Origin of the sequence: Arthrobacter sp. EpRS71 (genome assembly GCF_001512285.1) — a bacterium.
Classification (GTDB): Bacteria; Actinomycetota; Actinomycetes; order Actinomycetales; family Micrococcaceae; genus Arthrobacter.
In genome coordinates, this window is sequence record NZ_LNUV01000006.1 from 17,187 (window position 1) to 32,620 (window position 15,434).

The following is a 15,434-nucleotide window of genomic DNA, read 5'->3' on the forward strand; positions in this document are numbered from 1 at the left end:
GACTTCAGATCAAGCCAAGGTCAGCCACGGCAGCTCGCTCGTCCAAAAGCTCAGCGGCCGTGGCGTCCATCATCCTGCGGCTGAAATCGTTCACGTCCAGTCCTTGAACGATTTCCCAGTCTCCGCCCGAGGTGGTCACCGGGTATGAATAGATGAGACCTTCGGGAACCCCATATGATCCGTCGGAGGCAACGGCCATCGACACCCAGTCATCCTCCGGGGTGCCCAGAAGCCAGTCGCGGGCGGCATCAATGGTTGCCGACGCTGCCGATGCCGCGGAGGACGCACCCCTGGCATCGATGATCGCTGCACCTCGCCGGGCGACCGTGGGGATGAAGTCGGTCTCAATCCAGTCTTGGTCGTTCACCACCTCGGCCGCGTTTCTGCCGGCGATCTCGGCGTGATAAATGTCCGGATACTGTGTTGCGGAATGATTTCCCCAGACAGTCATTTTGCGGATATCACCCACCCTGGCGTGGGTCTTCCGAGCAAGCTGTCCCATGGCGCGGTTGTGATCCAGCCGGGTCAGGGCGCTGAATCGCGCGGCGGGGATGTCCGGAGCGTTGCTCATCGCGATCAAGGCGTTGGTGTTGGCCGGATTGCCCGTCACGCCGATGCGGACGTCGTCGGCTGCCACCCGGTTCAGGGCCTGTCCTTGCGCTGTGAAAATAGCACCATTGGCGCTGAGCAGGTCGCCGCGTTCCATGCCTGTGGTGCGGGGACGGGCGCCGACGAGTAAGGCGAGATTGACGCCGTCGAAAATATGGTCGGCGTCGTCGCCGATTTCCACAGAGTCGAGCGTGGGAAACGCGCAGTCATCCAGCTCCATCACCACACCTTCCAGTGCCTTCAAAGCAGGGGTGATTTCCAGGAGCCGGAGTTGCACCGGAGTATCGGCGCCAAAGAGGGCGCCACTGGCGATCCGGAAGAGGAGGTTGTAGCCGATCTGGCCGGCCGCGCCAGTCACAGCGATCTTGATGGGCGTGTTCACGTCACGTTCTCCTTGCTGATCTGAGGTACCCGATGGGTTTTGCAAGCTGTATGTCATGGTGCCACAGAGCTGTGTGAGCCACAGGGTCATAATCATAATTTCCGATGTGCTTGTGCTGTTTTATTCGCTATGCAGATGCACTTTGTGCACGTGAGAATGAATTAACCGTCACAGAAAAGGCCGCAGCAGACAGTGCGCTGTCAGCTTTCGCCATATAGGAGATCACATGTCAAGCCAAGAGGTTGAGGTCCTCATCGTAGGCGCAGGCCAGGCCGGAGTAGCGATGAGCGAGCACTTGAGCGAGCGGGGAATTCCCCACATCGTCCTGGAACGCCACAGAATCGCCGAGCGGTGGCGTTCCATGAGGTGGGATTCCCTGGTTGCCAACGGGCCCGCCTGGCACGACCGTTTCCCGGGCCTGGAATTCACCGGCATCGAGCCCGGGTCGTTCCCCTCCAAAGAGCAGGTAGCCGACTACTTCGTGGCGTATGCCGAGAAGATCGGCGCGCCCATCCGTTGCGGTGTGGAGGTCAGGTCCGTGCGCAGAAACGTCGGTGCGCCGGGCTTCCACGTTCAAACATCCGACGGCGATTACAACGCACGCTACGTCGTAGCCGCTACCGGTCCGTTCCAGCGGCCCGTGATCCCCGCCGTCGTGCCCGAAACTGCCAGCCTGCCGCAGATGCACTCAAGCTCGTACCGCAACCCGGGCCAACTGCCCCAAGGTGCCGTCCTGGTGGTGGGGGCCGGTTCCTCCGGCGTGCAGATCGCCGCGGAAATCCAGCGCTCGGGCCGGCAGGTGTACCTCTCTGTTGGCCCTCACGACCGGCCTCCCCGGAACTACCGTGGCCGGGACTTCTGCTGGTGGCTGGGAGTGCTCGGCAAGTGGGACGCCTCCACCCCGGCATTGGGCGCCGAACACGTGACCATCGCGGTCAGCGGCGCAGGCGGCGGCCACACCGTTGACTTCCGCGCACTTGCCGAGGACGGGATCAAACTCGTGGGACGGACCCTGGAGTTCCAGGACGGCGTTATGCGCTTCGCGGACGATCTCCGGACCAACATTGCGAACGGCGATGCCCACTACTTGGAATTGCTCGACGAGGCAGACGCGTACGTTGAACGCAATGGCCTGGACTTGCCTGAGGAGCCCGAAGCCCGCTTCCTCAGGCCGGACCCGGAGAGCCTCACCAACCCCATCCGTGAGCTCGACCTCGCCGGGGCTGGAATCACGTCCATCGTGTGGGCAACAGGCTTCGCAGTGGACTACAGCTGGCTGCAGGTGGATGCCTTCGATTCCAAGGGAAAGCCGCTGCAGCAACGCGGCGTTTCCACCGAGCCCGGCGTGTACTTCCTGGGACTGCCCTGGCAGTCACGCCGTGGATCCAGCTTCATCTGGGGCGTCTGGCACGACGCAAAGTACGTTGCGGACCAGATCACCATCCAGCGGAGCTACCTCATCCACAATGAGCAGGATGCGTTGGTGGCGAGCGGAGCCGTCTAACGCCACAGGCGCAAAGGGGACCACGCCAGCAGGCGTGGTCCCCTTTTTAGTCCAACCTCAGTAGTCGATTTCGGGCTTAGAAGACGGCTGTGAAGCCGCCCCACCCCCAACCCACATTGTCGTATCCCTTCCACAGGAAACAACCGAAGCCGCACGTGGCCACATCTGTTCCGTTGCCCAAATACATGGTCATGTCACCGGCGGCATTGATTCCAAAGACGTCCGGGCTACCATCGCTGTTGAAGTCACCCGGACCGCCGGCCGTGAGAATGGTATTCCACCCGGTGCCCGCAGTTATGACGGGATGGTTCACGAATCCCTCGCTGAAGCTGCTGTAGACCTTGAGTTCACCTGCCGGTGTCTGAGCCAGGATGTTCGGACGGAAGTCACCTGACCACCACCCCGGGGTGATGAGCTTCGAGTACATATTCCATCCCCAACCGACCGTGACGGGCGGGTACCAGCCCCCGGCACCGTCTCCCGGGTAAAGAATCAGGCGGCCGGACGTGTCCTTGGCCAAAAGATCGTTGGTGCCATCGACGTTGAAGTCACCGGGTGCGACGATTTCGCTGAAGATCTGCCAGCCTTGGCCGATCTGGCGGCTGTCCTTCCAGCCCCCTGCCCCGTTTCCGCGGTAGAGAAATAACCGGCCGGCACGGTCACGTCCTATGACGTCTGTTGGACCGTCTCCGTCGAAGTCCCCAGGCGCCAGAAGAACATCGAAAATGTCCCAGCCGCGGCCAATGGTTTGGGTGCCAAGAAAGCCCCTCTTGCCGTTTCCCGGGTAGAGCAAGAGATCGCCGGAGGGCGTTCGAGCAAAAATGTCCGCTGTTCGGTCAGCATTGAAGCCGTCTCCTCGCGGGGTGAGGGGAACCATCACGTGAGCGCTGACCGTTTTCTGTGTCAGCGGCTCGTACTTGATGTTTAGCTCTACTTTGAGTGTGTGCCCTCTATCGGCTGTGGTGACCGTGTAAATGGCGTTGTTGGCACCCGGTATGGCCACGTCGTCGCGTTTCCATACGTACGTGTAGATTGGCGTGCCACCACTAGGCGTAACAATAGGCGCCTGTGGCCACCATGGGTGCAGCTGGCGCCCAACCACGGCTTCGCCTCGGAGGGACATATAGGAGACGTCCAGTTGCCGAGGCATAGGCCCGATGGGCTGGGAAGTGACGGCAGTGGGTGTATACCCGGATGCAGTTCCTGTGACACGGACTGTGAGGACAGAACCGCCGATGGTTGCCCTGAGGATCCGCCCGGTGGCTCCCTGGATAGCTTGGCCATTCATGTACCACTGGTACTCGAGTTTTGCGTCCGACGGCACCGTTGCGCCGACGACTGCTGCCGGTAGGGTGCCCAGAGCGTAGTCTGTGTCGATCGTGACGCCGTTGGGGAACTGGACGGGCGGCAGGGCTTCGCCGGCCTGGGCTGGGGCACCTGGAAGAACCAGCAGAAGAGCTGTCAGAACAAGAGAAGTAAAGATAGCGGAAAACCGGATTGCGCGGTCATGCCAGCGCAACGAAAGACCAGATTTCAAGAAGTCCCCCAAAATGGCCGGAATAACGGCCGATACGAATGATGGTTCACTCTACAACGCCACCGGCAAAGCCCGACGGCGGCACTCGCCTGAGTGCCGCCGTCGGGCCTTACATGGTTGTTGCTTGCGCAGTTATCCGATCAGCCGAGCCCCGCCAACGACGTGGCGGAAAGAGCCGCTTCCATCTTCTGCGGGTCGAGCAGTCGGCGCTCAATCACGAGTTCCGCGATGCCGCGATGGGACGCGAGAGCTTCCTTGGCCAGTTCGGCCGCGGCGGCGTACCCGATCAGGGGAGCCAACCCGGTGACCACGCTGATGGATTCGAGCATCCGCTGCTGCAGCATCTGCGTATTGGCGGTGATGCCGTCCACGCAGTGCGTCCGGAGTTGACGGCAGGCCACGGTGAGCCAGGCGATCGATTCCAGCAAGGCGTCGGCAATGACCGGTTCGAAAGCGTTGAGCTGGAGCTGCCCTGCCTCCACGGCCATGGTCACGGTGGCATCCGCGCCGACCACCCGGAAGGCAACCTGGTTGACCATTTCCGGGATGACCGGGTTGACCTTCCCCGGCATGATGGAGGAGCCTGCCTGCACTGCCGGCAGGAGGATCTCGCCAAAACCCGTTTGCGGGCCGGAGGAGAGCAGACGGAGGTCGTTGCAGATCTTGGAAAGCTTCACAGCAGCCCTCTTCAGGACTCCGGACACCAGCATGAAGACGCCCGTATCGCTGGTGGCCTCCACCAGGTTGGTCGCCGAGGTCAGTTGAAGGCCGGTGATGCAACTGAGCTCCTTGATCACCGCTTGCCGGTACCCGGGAGAGGCGGTGATGCCGGTACCGATGGCGGTGGCTCCAAGGTTGGATTCCCGCAAATGCGGAAGGAGTTCAAGGAGCCTCAGGCCGTCTTCACGGAGGGTGTCCGCGAACGCCCCGAACTCTTGTCCCATGGACATGGGCACGGCATCCTGGAGTTGGGTGCGGCCAACTTTGATGATGCCGGCGAACTCCGTGGCCTTGGCATCAAAGGCCTGGATGAGACGGTGGTGTTCCTCGCAGAACGCAGCTATTTCACGCTGCAGGGCGATCTTAATGGCGGTGGGGTACACGTCATTGGTGGACTGGCTGCGGTTCACGTCGTCAATGGGGTCCAATGCCGCATAGTCGCCTTTGCGGTGGCCCATCAGTTCCAGCGCGCGGTTGGCAATGACCTCGTTGGCGTTCATGTTGGTGCTGGTTCCCGCACCGCCTTGGATGGTATCCACCACGAACTGGTCATCGAGGCGACCATCCATGACCTCCAAGGAGGCCTTTTGGATGGCTGCCGACTTGTCCGGAGGCAGAAGGCCCAGGCTTTCGTTTGCTCGTGCCGCTGAGTACTTCACGGCACCCAGGCTCCAGATGAGTGAACGCAGGGTGCCGATTGTCCGCCCGCTGACGGGGAAGTTGTCCACGGCTCGGTGCGTGCTGATACCCCAGTAGGAAGCCTCGGGAACGTCCGCGGCCCCGAGGCTGTCCTGCTCCCGCCGTACTTTCGGGCAGGGTGAAGTCAGGTTTTCTGTCATGGTCCTGTTCCTGGAAAAGCTCACGACGCCGGACTGGCTGGCTAGGTTGCCAGGTAGTCCAGCGCCGTGAGTGCCAAGGCGGCTGCGCCGTCGTGAATGGCAAGGTTGGCGGCGTCGCCGACGCAGTGCTCGGCGAACTCGGGTTGGTGGTTGGCCGCCGGGAAGCAGCCGAGTCCTATGTAGGGGTGGATGGCCGGAACCACCTGGGACACATTGCCCATGTCTGTTGACGCCCTGTTCATGGTGGCTTGCTCCGGGGGTGCGTTGAAGTCGCGTCCCAGGGCCTGCGCATGGTGTACGTACAGCTCAAGTGCCCGCAGGTCCGTGCGGAACTCCGAGTAGGGCTCCGATTCCGGAGTCACGGACAACTCGCAGCCGGATGCCAAAGCCCCGGCTTCGAAGCATCGCTGAACACGCTCCTCCAACTCGCCCAACAGCGCAAGTGATTCGGCCCGGACATACCAGCGGCCCTCGGTCTTTTCCGGAATAGCGTTGGGCGCTTCGCCCCCGCGCGTTTGGATCCCGTGGACCCGGGTCCCGGGAGGCAGCTGTTGGCGGAGGAGGCCCAACGCCACCTGGGCAACAATAAAGGCGTCATTGGCGTTGACGCCCTGGTCCGGATACGCAGCGGCGTGGGCCGATTTTCCCCGGTATTCCACGTGGTTGTGGGCCACCGCGTAGGGGCGGGCTTCTGCCGAATCAACCGGACTCGGGTGCGCCATCATGGCCAGGTCCAGGCCTTGGAAGGCACCCTTTTTGAGGAGCTCGATCTTTCCGCCGCCGCCTTCTTCGGCCGGGGTTCCGTACAGTTCCACGGTGAGGTCATGTTCTTCAGCGAATTGTGCCAAGACCACCGCGGCACCGCAGGAAATGGCCGTGATGATGTTGTGGCCGCACGCATGTCCGAGGCCCGGAAGGGCGTCGTACTCGGCCATGAGCCCGATGCGGCGGGACCCCGTTCCGTAGACGGCGCGGATCGCGGTGGGAAAGCCCAAATACTCTCTTTCCACCTCGAAGCCGTGCGTAGACAGGTACTCGGCGGTCCAGCCAGCGGCGCGGTGTTCCTGCCAGCCAAGTTCGGGGTTGGCATGGAGTGTTTCGGAGAGCTGGATCAGGTGGGGTTTTTGTGCGTCAACGGATGCCAAGACCCGTTTGCGCTGAACTGCCGGGTTGGCAGCGGTCGTCGTTTCAGCGCTCATCGCCCGCCACCCCATAACCCACTGACGACGCGGGGTCCAAGCCGCGAATCACGTAGTCCTGCCGCTGCGGGAGCCACACGTCCAGGAGCTTCTCCAGTTCCTCGATCGGGTGATCGTGCCAGTCCACGCGCAGGTCAGTGTCCCTCCAGCCGTGCCCGGACACCACCGAAAGTCCGGCTGATCGCACGGGTCCAGCTTCGCCGCCGGCTGCCATGGCGGCTCGAAGCGCAGCCATGAGGCGCACTTCCAGTTCCCCGGTGCTGGCTTCAAAGGCGTCGCAGAGGACTTGGACAACACCAGGATGCGCGAGCATGTTGCCGGCGGCCACGCTGTTCGCACCCCGGCCCTCGCCGAACACGCCAAGGGTATGTGCGCCGCTGAACACGGCGGATCCACCGTGTGCGTCCAGGACCACCAGTTGCCGGTAGTCCACCGCAGGTGACTCCTGCACGACGCCGTCAATCGCCTCTTGTGCGGAATGGCCCGCCTGCAGACGGTCGAGCAACGCTGTTCCCAGCCGAGGATCGGTGATGTTTTGGGAGCTGACGGCGCCGACCCCGTCACGCAGGTGCGCGCAGCGGGCAGCGACTGCAGGAGATGATGAAGAGACGGCGATGCCAAACCTGCCGCTGCCGTCGGTGGCCGCGATGCTGAAGGTCACTGCTGGCCTTCCGTCGAGAGCACTGCCGTGGCGTCAATTTCCACGAGCCATTCCGGACGTGCCAATGCCTGAACCACAATGCCGGTGGAGACGGGGAATACGCCCTTAAGCCAGCGGCCCATGGTGCGGTAGACAGTCTCGCGGTAACGGGGATCAATCAGGTACACGGTGACCTTGACGATGTCTTCAAGGCTGCTGCCCGCTTCCTTGAGCAACATGTCGATGTTGGCCATGGATTTCTCCGTCTGGGCTTCGACGTCGCCGATGCCCACGGACTCGCGCGTCTCAAGGTCCTGTCCGATCTGGCCGCGAAGGTAAACCACGCCGTTGGCCACCACGGCCTGGCACAGATCGTTGTCCAGGTTCTGTTCCGGATAGGTCTCTTTGGTATTGAACGTGCGGATGCGCTGGTGCTTCATGTTCGCAGCTTGCCTTTCAGTCCTGTTAGACGGGTGCTCGTATCCTTCAGCTTCGTGCGCTGCACTAAATCTGTCCAACAGTTCTTTTAGAACGATTGCATCGACTTTTCCGATCCAGAGTGTATTCTCGTCCCATGGATGTGACCCTTACGCAGTTGCGCTATTTCGTGGAAGCGGCGGCGCAGCTGTCCATGACCGGCGCTGCCGTTCGCCTCAATGTGGCCCAGTCAGCTGTCTCCGCGGCGATCGCCCAGTTGGAGCGGCACGTTGGAACGCAGTTCTTTATCAGGCAGCGCTCCAAGGGGCTGGTGCTCACGCCGGCCGGCGAGCTGTTCGTCAGGGACGCCCAAGCCATCCTCGCGCAGGTTGAGGAAAGCATTGATCACGCGCGTGGAGAACACCAGAGCGTCTCCGGGCGTATTCGTATTGCCTGCTTCAGCACCCTTGCCCCGTTCCTGCTTCCCGGCGTCCTGACAAAACTGCGGGAAGACCATCCCGCACTCGAGGCGGAAGTCATCGAAACCGACACGTCAGGCTGCATCAGTGCCTTGCTCAGCGGGCAGGCCGATGTGGCGTTGTGCTACGACCTGGACCTGCCCGAGGCCATAGCCAGTTCGGTAGTGGATACCGTGAGGCCCTACGTGGCACTTCCTCCGGACCATAAATTGGCCGGTTCAGAAAGCGTCCACCTGTCCGCGTTGGGCGGTGAACCTTTTGTGCTGCTGGACTTGCCGCACACCCGCGACCTCATGCTGTCCATCGCCAGGCTGGGTGGTCAGGAACCGGACGTCAGGTTCCGTTCGGCCAGCTACGAAACGGTGCGTACTTTTGTGGCCCGGGGCCTTGGTTATTCCATCCTTCATCAGAGGCCTCAGCACCAGTTGACCTACGACGGCGGCAAGCTGGCCGCCGTCGAAATCCGTGACGACGTGCCGGAATTGAAGACGGTCCTGGCGCACCTGAAGTCCCACCGTCCCACGGCGAGGGTGCGGGCGGTAGCGCAGGCGGTGCGGCATCAGATTGTTGCTGCACGCGCGGCCCGAGGCTGAGGCATTCGGCCCTATACATCTGCTCAGCAGATGCACTTGGTGTTAAAAATCTATTAGACAGATCACATTCCACCGCCTGAAGATGGGTAAAACCAGCAAACGGGCGTGATCCACGTCATGTGGATCCCTTCCTCCAGGAGGAACTGTGAACACCAAAAACATCGACGGGCAGATCAGCCGAAAGGGTTTGCGCACCAGCGTCGCCGCCGGCTCCATCGGCGTCTTCGTCCACTGGTTCGAGTGGGCCATCTACGCCTACCTCGCTTCCACCATCGCCGTAGTCTTCTTCCCCCAGCAGGACAGCACAGCAGCACTGCTGTCAGTCTTCGCCGTCTTCGCCATCAGCTTTGGCGTCCGTCCGCTGGGCGCGTTGGTCTTTGGAACGCTCGGTGACAGGATCGGCCGCAAGAAGACACTGTCAATCGTGATTCTCTCCATGAGCGGTGCCACGCTGGTGGTGGGCCTCCTGCCCACCTACGACGCAATCGGTCTGTGGGCCCCCATCCTCCTTGTGGCTGCCAGGGTGGTTCAAGGCCTCGCGGCCGGTGGTGAGTTCGGAAGCGCGGCTGCCTTCCTGGCCGAGTACTCACCCAGGAAACACCGTGGATTCGGCGTCAGCTGGCTTGAATTCGGAAGCCTTCTCGGCTTCCTGGCGGCCTCGCTGGTGGTCTTCGTGCTCTCCAGCGCCATGGACGCCCAAGCAATCGCTGACGGCGGCTGGCGCATCCCCTTCCTGATCGCGGTTCCCCTGGGGGTCATCGGCTTCTACATCCGGTCCAAGATCGAAGACACCCCGGAATTCCGTTCCCTGGAGGAGCTGGGCAACGTCCCGCAGAGCCCCGTCAAAGAAGTCTTCACCAAGCACCGGAAGCAGCTGCTGCAGATGAGTGGCCTGGAAATCATGATGCACGTGACCTTCTACGTGGTCCTCGTCTACCTCCTGACCTATCAGGAAAAAGTCTTGGGTTTCGACGCCGGAACAGCCGCGCTGCTCTCCACGGCAGCGTCCGTGGCCGGCCTGATCCTCGTACCGTTTGTGGGTGCGTTGTCAGACAGAATCGGCAGGAAGCCGCTCCTGATCACTGCCGCCGTTTCGCTCGTGGTGCTGGCCTATCCCTTGTTCCTCATCATGCAAACTGGCACGGCCTGGGCCGGAATCGTCAGCACCATCGGACTGGGAGTCATTCTGGCCCTCATCCTGGGTGTTCATGCTGCCGCGGCTGCCGAGCTCTTCCCCACCCGCACGCGGCAGACCGGGCTCTCCATCGCCTACAGCGTCACCGCGGCCATCTTCGCCGGAACGGTCCCTTACGTCCTGACCTGGCTTATTGCCCAGACCGGAAATGACATGATGCCCGCCTTCTACCTGATCCTGGTAGGCCTGATTGGATTGGCTGCCGTGCTGAGCATGAAGGAAAGCAAAGGGAAGGACCTTCTGAGCGAGGACGCGGAAGACCTGCAATCACTGGGAACCCCAGCCCGGGCAACGCAGGGCGTGGCGCACACGTAGACACACACCATCAAACAGACAATTCACCCTCGCGTGCGGGGGTGAATTGTCTGTTTGATGGGGTCATACAGTGACTGCAAGCCGCGCAAGTGCACGCTCCACCAAATGCCGTTGCCTGGACCCAGTCACCGCATCCGGATCCAGCATGGAGGTCACGTGAAGGCCCATCATGATGTTCAGCAGCTCATCGGCAACCGCATCCGGGTCCACCAAAGGTTCGCATTCGCCGTCGTGCTCTGCTTGGGCCAGGAAGCCCATCACCAGGCCACGCCAGTGCAGCAGGGCTTGCCGGCCGACGGTGCGCAGCGCGTTTTCCGTCTGCGCGCGCTGCCAGAAGGAAACCGCCACGCGGGCTTCCACCACGGTGAGGGGATCGGCCGGGATGATCTCCAGGCACAAACTTCGAAGGGCTGACAGGCCGCGGCGGCCGGCGGTGCCAGCGGCAATGCGCTCATTGGTGCGTTCGCAGATCAACTCGTAAGACGCCAGCAGCAGGGCGTCCTTGTTAGGAAAGTAATGGGCCAACACGCCCGGAGCAGCGTAGCCGCATTCCCGGGCAATGTCCCGCATGCTGGCGTTCTCGATGCCCTGCTCCGCAATCAGGCGCCACGTGGTCTCCATGATGGAACGCCGGCGTTCCTCGTGATCAACCAAGCGGGGCATGCTGCTCCTTCATATCGGGCGGGTGTCCATGGCGGGACCGTGAGCACCCTACCACTGCGGGAACGCCGGGGCGCGCTCCCGCAGTGCGGATAGAACCGTTAGTGTCCGCAGGAGCCGCCGTTTTGCTCCGCTGGTGCGCAGTGCCCGGCCGTAGAGGAGGGCACATTCAGGGTGGGGTTCTGATCGAAGAAGCCGTGCGGCTTCAGCGTGAACCCGGTGGTGTCAACGGGCATGATGGGCCAATCCTCGGGACGGGGGAAGTGGGTCAGGCCGAACGAGTGCCACACCACGAGGTCCTGGCCATCGAGGTCGCGGTCCTGAGCCACATAGCTGGGAAGCCCGGCACCTCCCGGGTGCTGGTTGACGAAGTCGCCGGCGGCGTAAAGTTCGTCCTCGTCGTGCTGCGTGACCCACAAGTGGTGCTTGGCAAAGGCTGCCCGTGAAGCGATGGAGGAATCATCGGCCATGGCCAAGGTGGGGTTGCCCTCCGGGTAGAGGGTGTAGCCCACAGGGTGGCCGAGGTGGTTCAACGAGTCCGGGTTGCTGATGTGCCACACCCTTCCCTTGGTGCCATCGGCGTCGCGGACTGCTTCCGATTCACGGGTCAACGCCGTGCGCTTCTGCGTGAAGGCATTACCGTGCGGGTTTCCGGGCCCCTTGGGCAGGCGCACGAGGTCCAGTTCCTCAACCCGGTTCGTGTCGCCGTCGATCATCATGTCCAGCCGGGCGCTGAACAGGTGCTGGTGATAAGGGGCGCCAAGGCCCGGGGCGATCTCCGAGGCGTAGGCGTAGTCCTTGTCCGGAAGCGCTGCCGTGAAGACGATGCCCGTGGCTTTCGCTTCAAACTCGATGGTGCCGTCCAAGTAGAGGTACCAGTAGAAGCCGTAATCGTAGTTACCCACGGTGGTGAAGAAGGAGACAACCAGCCTGCGATTGCGCCGGACCTCGTTGGAGCCGGCCCACTCATCCGTGTGCTTCCACAGAATTCCAGCGTCTTCCTCGTGGATGCAGATGCCGTTCTCAATGGTCCGGGGGTTGCCGAAGTCATCGGCCACCACAGGAGACATATAGGTGATGTCGCCCAGGCAGTCGCAACCAAGCTTGAGGGAGTTGGCGTCCCGGCCCACCAGATACTCGCCGGAATCGAAGTAGTTCTGCCAGCTGCGGTAGGGGGACGGGTCGCCGTAGGGGACCACCATTTCGGAGATGGATGCGCGGTGAACCACCGGGCGGCGCCGTCCTTGGTGCGAGTGGTGGAGTTGGTGGAGCACTAGTCCTTCACGGGCATCGAAGCCAACTCGCAGGTCCCAGCCGGCCCATGACAGGTGGTTGCCTTCCAGAGTGAAACTGGGGCCTTGGGGCTGGGTGATTTCTATGGGTTTCAGGTCCGCGCGGAGTTCGCCGTGAATTGCCGGGTCCGTGTAGTTGCCGTTGACTTCCGGGACTGGAACCGGTCCGTCGTCGATCAGGTGATTGACGCGTCGGTTTTCCACGTCAACAAAAGCCACCAACCCGTCGATCGGGTGGGCCCAGGGGTGGTCCGCCGGGTGGTCCTGGCGGAATCCGAGGCCGCGAAGCAGTCGTTTGCCTTCCTCGTTCCCGTACTCGAAGACGCCCGCGGACAGGGGAGCGACGCGGACCTGCGAGGGGGTCAGTCCCCTGGAGGCAAGGGCCGCTTTCCACTGTGGATCCGCCGCCAGGATGTCCTCGATAATCCCGAATTCCTCGAGCAGGACCGGCAATTGGCCATCGATCTGCGGGTTCAGTTCCCGCCTTTCCAGGACCAGGCCAGCAGTCAGGGACAGCCGGACATCCAGGGAAAGTGACTGCGCGGCGTCCCAGAGCATGGCCCGGACCAGGCGGGGGGCGCCTGCAGCATCTCCCTGAAGGGTGGCTTTGGGTGGCTCGATCAGCCCCAGGTAAGCGAAGCGGGTGGTGTCGGCGACGAGGCCGGCCTCTGCCAGAATCCGGCGGGCCTGTTGAATTTCCCGTGCCGAGAGCTGCTCAAGCGGATGCTGCCCCAGCGGAGCCTGCATCGTTGCGGCCGAGGGGGTGGTCTGAAGGGTCATGGCACTTCCTGAAATCGATTTTTGATGGTACAACTGTTCAACCAACGCTTTGATGTTACCCACCTCACAGGCCGGCGTAAAGTCCCCGGACCAAACATCGCCGGCAACCAGGAGAACCATGAACCAACAACCCCGCCCACCCTGGCGGCTCGGCACCAGCACGCCCGTTACCGCCGGTGTTGTCGGCTTGGGCCTTGTCAGCGCTGGCCTTGTCGGCATGGCCGCCGCGGGCAGTGCTGTAGCCCATGTTGTGGCAGCTGTCAGTGGGCCGGCCGGCGTGATGGCTTGGTGGATGGCGGCCATGGGTGCTGCGTGCCTGAGCTGCCTCGCTCCCATGGTGGGATTCCCCGCGCGAAGACTGCGGGCCTGTGCCCGGCAGGCTGCGCCACGCGCTGCGGGACACCTCCTGGCCATGAGTGCGGCCATGATCCTCATCCATCTGGTTCTCTTTCTCGGACCTGGAGGCCTGTCAGGAACTACCGGCGGCCACCACGGCTTCATCCACAGCTCAACCACGCCGGGCCACCAAACATCCATGCTCACGCTCATTGGCGTTGAACTTCTTTGCCTCATAGCTGCTTCGGCCGCTCTGCGCATGGCCCGCGCCCAAACACCGCCCCGGAACTAGAAAACCCACCTCAGGAGTCACCATGAACACCACGCTCACCCTCGACTGGCACGGCCGTGCCGATGCACTGACCATGGATGGCAGGGCCTTCGTCGATGGCCGCCGGGTAGCGGCCGGCACCGGCCTTACCCGTCCCACTATCAGCCCGATTGACGGCCGCGTCCTCGCTGAGCTGGCTGCTTGCACGGCCGCTGATGTTGATCACGCAGTAACAGCCGCAAGGCGCGCCTTTCCTGCGTGGGCGCGATGCGGAGCCGAGAAGCGGAAGGAGTTGCTGCTGTCCTTGGCTGCCCTGATGGAGCAGCATGCTGATGAACTGGCTCTCCTGGAGACGCTGGACAGCGGAAAACCAATACTCCAAAGCACAACAGTGGATGTGCCAGGTGCCATCTCCACGCTGCGTTGGTACGCGGAAGCGGCGGACAAACAGAACGGGGAATTGCCAGCAGTTCCGCCTGGAGCAACAGCGTTGGTGACACGTGAGCCTCTGGGGGTGGTGGCGGCGATCGTTCCTTGGAATTTCCCGCTGGAAATCGCGGTGTGGAAACTGGCTCCAGCGCTCGCCTCCGGAAACACTGTGGTGCTCAAGCCGGCCGAACAGACCTCGTTGAGTGTGCTGCGCCTCGCCGAGTTGGCCGCTGAAGCGGGTCTCCCGGATGGTGTTCTGAACATCATGACCGGCACGGGCCGCGAAGTGGGCGCGGCTTTGGCAAACCACATGGACGTTGATGCGCTGGCCTTCACGGGCTCCACGGCCGTTTCCCGGACCCTCCTGGAAGCCTCGGGGCGCAGCAACCTCAAGCGGCTCAGCCTCGAGGCGGGCGGCAAGAGTTCCAACATCATCTTTGCTGATACGTCAGACCTTCGTGAAGCGGCCGCGAAGGCCGCATTTGGGGCTTTCTACAACCAGGGGCAGGTCTGCTCTGCAAACTCCCGGATCCTGGTTCAACGGGACATTCATGACGAATTTGCTGCCCTGCTTGCAGACGCGGCGGCGGGCTATCGCCCCGCTGACCCTTTGGCCGGGCTGGAGGGCAACGGTGCCCTGATCAGCAGCGCCCACGCGAACGACGTCGAAGGCTGGATTCGGCGCGGCCGCGCCGAAGGTGAGGTGCTTTTCGGCGGTGAGCGGCACGAAATCCGCGGCTCCGACGCCTATCTTGAGCCCACCTTGTTGGGCGGGCTTGCGCCGGATCACGACGTCCACCGGGACGAGATTTTCGGGCCGGTGGCTGTGCTGCACGCTTTCGACTCGGAGGAGGAAGCGGTGCATTTGGCCAATGCCACGGATTACGGATTGGCTGCGTCCGTGTGGACGTCCAACCTGTCCCGCGGCCATCGGGTTGCGGGGGAGTTGCTTGCCGGAACGGTCTCGGTCAATACTGTGGATGCGCTGGGGAATACCACCCCGTTCGGAGGCTTCAAGCAGTCCGGATTCGGCCGCGACCTTTCCCTGCACGCCTTCGATAATTACACCGCGACGAAGACTACGTGGATCCAGTTCGGCTGATCCAGGGCATCTGAAAATCCGTTGATGCGCATCGCTATTCCATGGTTTACGTGATGCAAGTCACGCGCCTACGCTGGGTCTCACAGCGGACCGGAGCTGGCACGTCAACTTAGGCGAGGGCCCGCCCGTCCCTCC

The 15,434-nt window shown here is 62.6% G+C and carries 13 protein-coding genes; 5 read left to right on the top strand and 8 right to left on the bottom strand.

Annotated elements, in window-relative coordinates; all coding sequences use genetic code 11:
- Positions 1-4: 4 nt before the first annotated feature.
- Positions 5-991, bottom strand: coding sequence for a malate dehydrogenase (locus AR689_RS10235; RefSeq protein WP_062069845.1), 987 nt, complete (start codon positions 989-991; stop codon positions 5-7).
- Positions 992-1,217: 226 nt separating this feature from the next.
- Between AR689_RS10235 and AR689_RS10240 the strand changes: the two genes are divergently transcribed.
- Positions 1,218-2,495 carry a flavin-containing monooxygenase gene (locus AR689_RS10240; protein ID WP_062069846.1) on the top strand — a complete coding sequence of 426 codons (1,278 nt, stop codon included), beginning with the start codon at positions 1,218-1,220 and terminating at the stop codon, positions 2,493-2,495.
- 76 nt (positions 2,496-2,571) lie between these two features.
- Here the strand turns inward: AR689_RS10240 and AR689_RS10245 are convergent, their stop codons facing one another.
- The 5 genes from AR689_RS10245 to AR689_RS10265 all read right to left on the bottom strand — a co-directional run bounded on the left by AR689_RS10245 (position 2,572) and on the right by AR689_RS10265 (position 7,870).
- A complete protein-coding gene (locus AR689_RS10245) occupies positions 2,572-4,032 on the bottom strand; it encodes an FG-GAP-like repeat-containing protein (protein ID WP_156424568.1) in 1,461 nt (486 codons plus the stop codon).
- A gap of 140 nt (positions 4,033-4,172) precedes the next feature.
- The gene (locus AR689_RS10250; RefSeq protein WP_062069850.1) at positions 4,173-5,591 is read right to left on the bottom strand and encodes an aspartate ammonia-lyase; all 1,419 of its coding nucleotides are present in this window, start codon (positions 5,589-5,591) and stop codon (positions 4,173-4,175) included.
- Positions 5,592-5,632: 41 nt separating this feature from the next.
- Entirely contained in the window at positions 5,633-6,790 is a 1,158-nt protein-coding gene (locus AR689_RS10255) for a M20 family metallopeptidase (RefSeq protein WP_062069852.1), read from the bottom strand.
- Entirely contained in the window at positions 6,780-7,451 is a 672-nt protein-coding gene (locus AR689_RS10260) for a DUF1028 domain-containing protein (RefSeq protein ID WP_062069854.1), read from the bottom strand. Before AR689_RS10260 ends, AR689_RS10255 begins: the two co-directional genes overlap by 11 nt.
- Entirely contained in the window at positions 7,448-7,870 is a 423-nt protein-coding gene (locus AR689_RS10265) for a RidA family protein (RefSeq protein ID WP_062069856.1), read from the bottom strand. Before AR689_RS10265 ends, AR689_RS10260 begins: the two co-directional genes overlap by 4 nt.
- A gap of 134 nt (positions 7,871-8,004) precedes the next feature.
- On the opposite strand from AR689_RS10265, the gene AR689_RS10270 reads away from it, so the two are divergent.
- Both AR689_RS10270 and AR689_RS10275 read left to right on the top strand, forming a co-directional pair.
- The gene (locus tag AR689_RS10270; protein ID WP_062069857.1) at positions 8,005-8,919 is read left to right on the top strand and encodes a LysR substrate-binding domain-containing protein; all 915 of its coding nucleotides are present in this window, start codon (positions 8,005-8,007) and stop codon (positions 8,917-8,919) included.
- A gap of 145 nt (positions 8,920-9,064) precedes the next feature.
- Positions 9,065-10,429, top strand: coding sequence for an MFS transporter (locus AR689_RS10275; RefSeq protein ID WP_062069858.1), 1,365 nt, complete (start codon positions 9,065-9,067; stop codon positions 10,427-10,429).
- A gap of 63 nt (positions 10,430-10,492) precedes the next feature.
- On the opposite strand, the gene AR689_RS10280 is transcribed toward AR689_RS10275, so the two are convergent.
- Complete coding sequence (locus tag AR689_RS10280) at positions 10,493-11,092, bottom strand: TetR/AcrR family transcriptional regulator (protein WP_062069859.1); 600 nt, start codon at positions 11,090-11,092, stop codon at positions 10,493-10,495.
- A 98-nt stretch (positions 11,093-11,190) separates the two neighbouring features.
- Positions 11,191-13,161, bottom strand: a complete 1,971-nt coding sequence (locus tag AR689_RS10285; RefSeq protein ID WP_062073740.1) for a primary-amine oxidase — start codon at positions 13,159-13,161, stop codon at positions 11,191-11,193.
- 118 nt (positions 13,162-13,279) lie between these two features.
- On the opposite strand from AR689_RS10285, the gene AR689_RS10290 reads away from it, so the two are divergent.
- Together AR689_RS10290 and AR689_RS10295 are read left to right on the top strand one after the other, a co-directional pair.
- Positions 13,280-13,789, top strand: a complete 510-nt coding sequence (locus AR689_RS10290) for a hypothetical protein (protein ID WP_062069861.1) — start codon at positions 13,280-13,282, stop codon at positions 13,787-13,789.
- Between the two features lie 22 nt (positions 13,790-13,811).
- A complete protein-coding gene (locus AR689_RS10295) occupies positions 13,812-15,299 on the top strand; it encodes an aldehyde dehydrogenase (protein WP_062069863.1) in 1,488 nt (495 codons plus the stop codon).
- The last annotated feature ends 135 nt before the right edge of the window (positions 15,300-15,434 follow it).

Coding starts and splice junctions, on each gene's coding strand:
- AR689_RS10240 (WP_062069846.1), top strand. CDS start 1,218: ATGTCAAGCCAAGAGGTTGAGGTCCTCATCGTAGGCGCAGGCCAGGCC.
- AR689_RS10250 (WP_062069850.1), bottom strand. CDS start 5,591: ATGACAGAAAACCTGACTTCACCCTGCCCGAAAGTACGGCGGGAGCAG.
- AR689_RS10255 (WP_062069852.1), bottom strand. CDS start 6,790: ATGAGCGCTGAAACGACGACCGCTGCCAACCCGGCAGTTCAGCGCAAA.
- AR689_RS10265 (WP_062069856.1), bottom strand. CDS start 7,870: ATGAAGCACCAGCGCATCCGCACGTTCAATACCAAAGAGACCTATCCG.
- AR689_RS10270 (WP_062069857.1), top strand. CDS start 8,005: ATGGATGTGACCCTTACGCAGTTGCGCTATTTCGTGGAAGCGGCGGCG.
- AR689_RS10280 (WP_062069859.1), bottom strand. CDS start 11,092: ATGCCCCGCTTGGTTGATCACGAGGAACGCCGGCGTTCCATCATGGAG.
- AR689_RS10285 (WP_062073740.1), bottom strand. CDS start 13,161: ATGACCCTTCAGACCACCCCCTCGGCCGCAACGATGCAGGCTCCGCTG.
- AR689_RS10290 (WP_062069861.1), top strand. CDS start 13,280: ATGAACCAACAACCCCGCCCACCCTGGCGGCTCGGCACCAGCACGCCC.
- AR689_RS10295 (WP_062069863.1), top strand. CDS start 13,812: ATGAACACCACGCTCACCCTCGACTGGCACGGCCGTGCCGATGCACTG.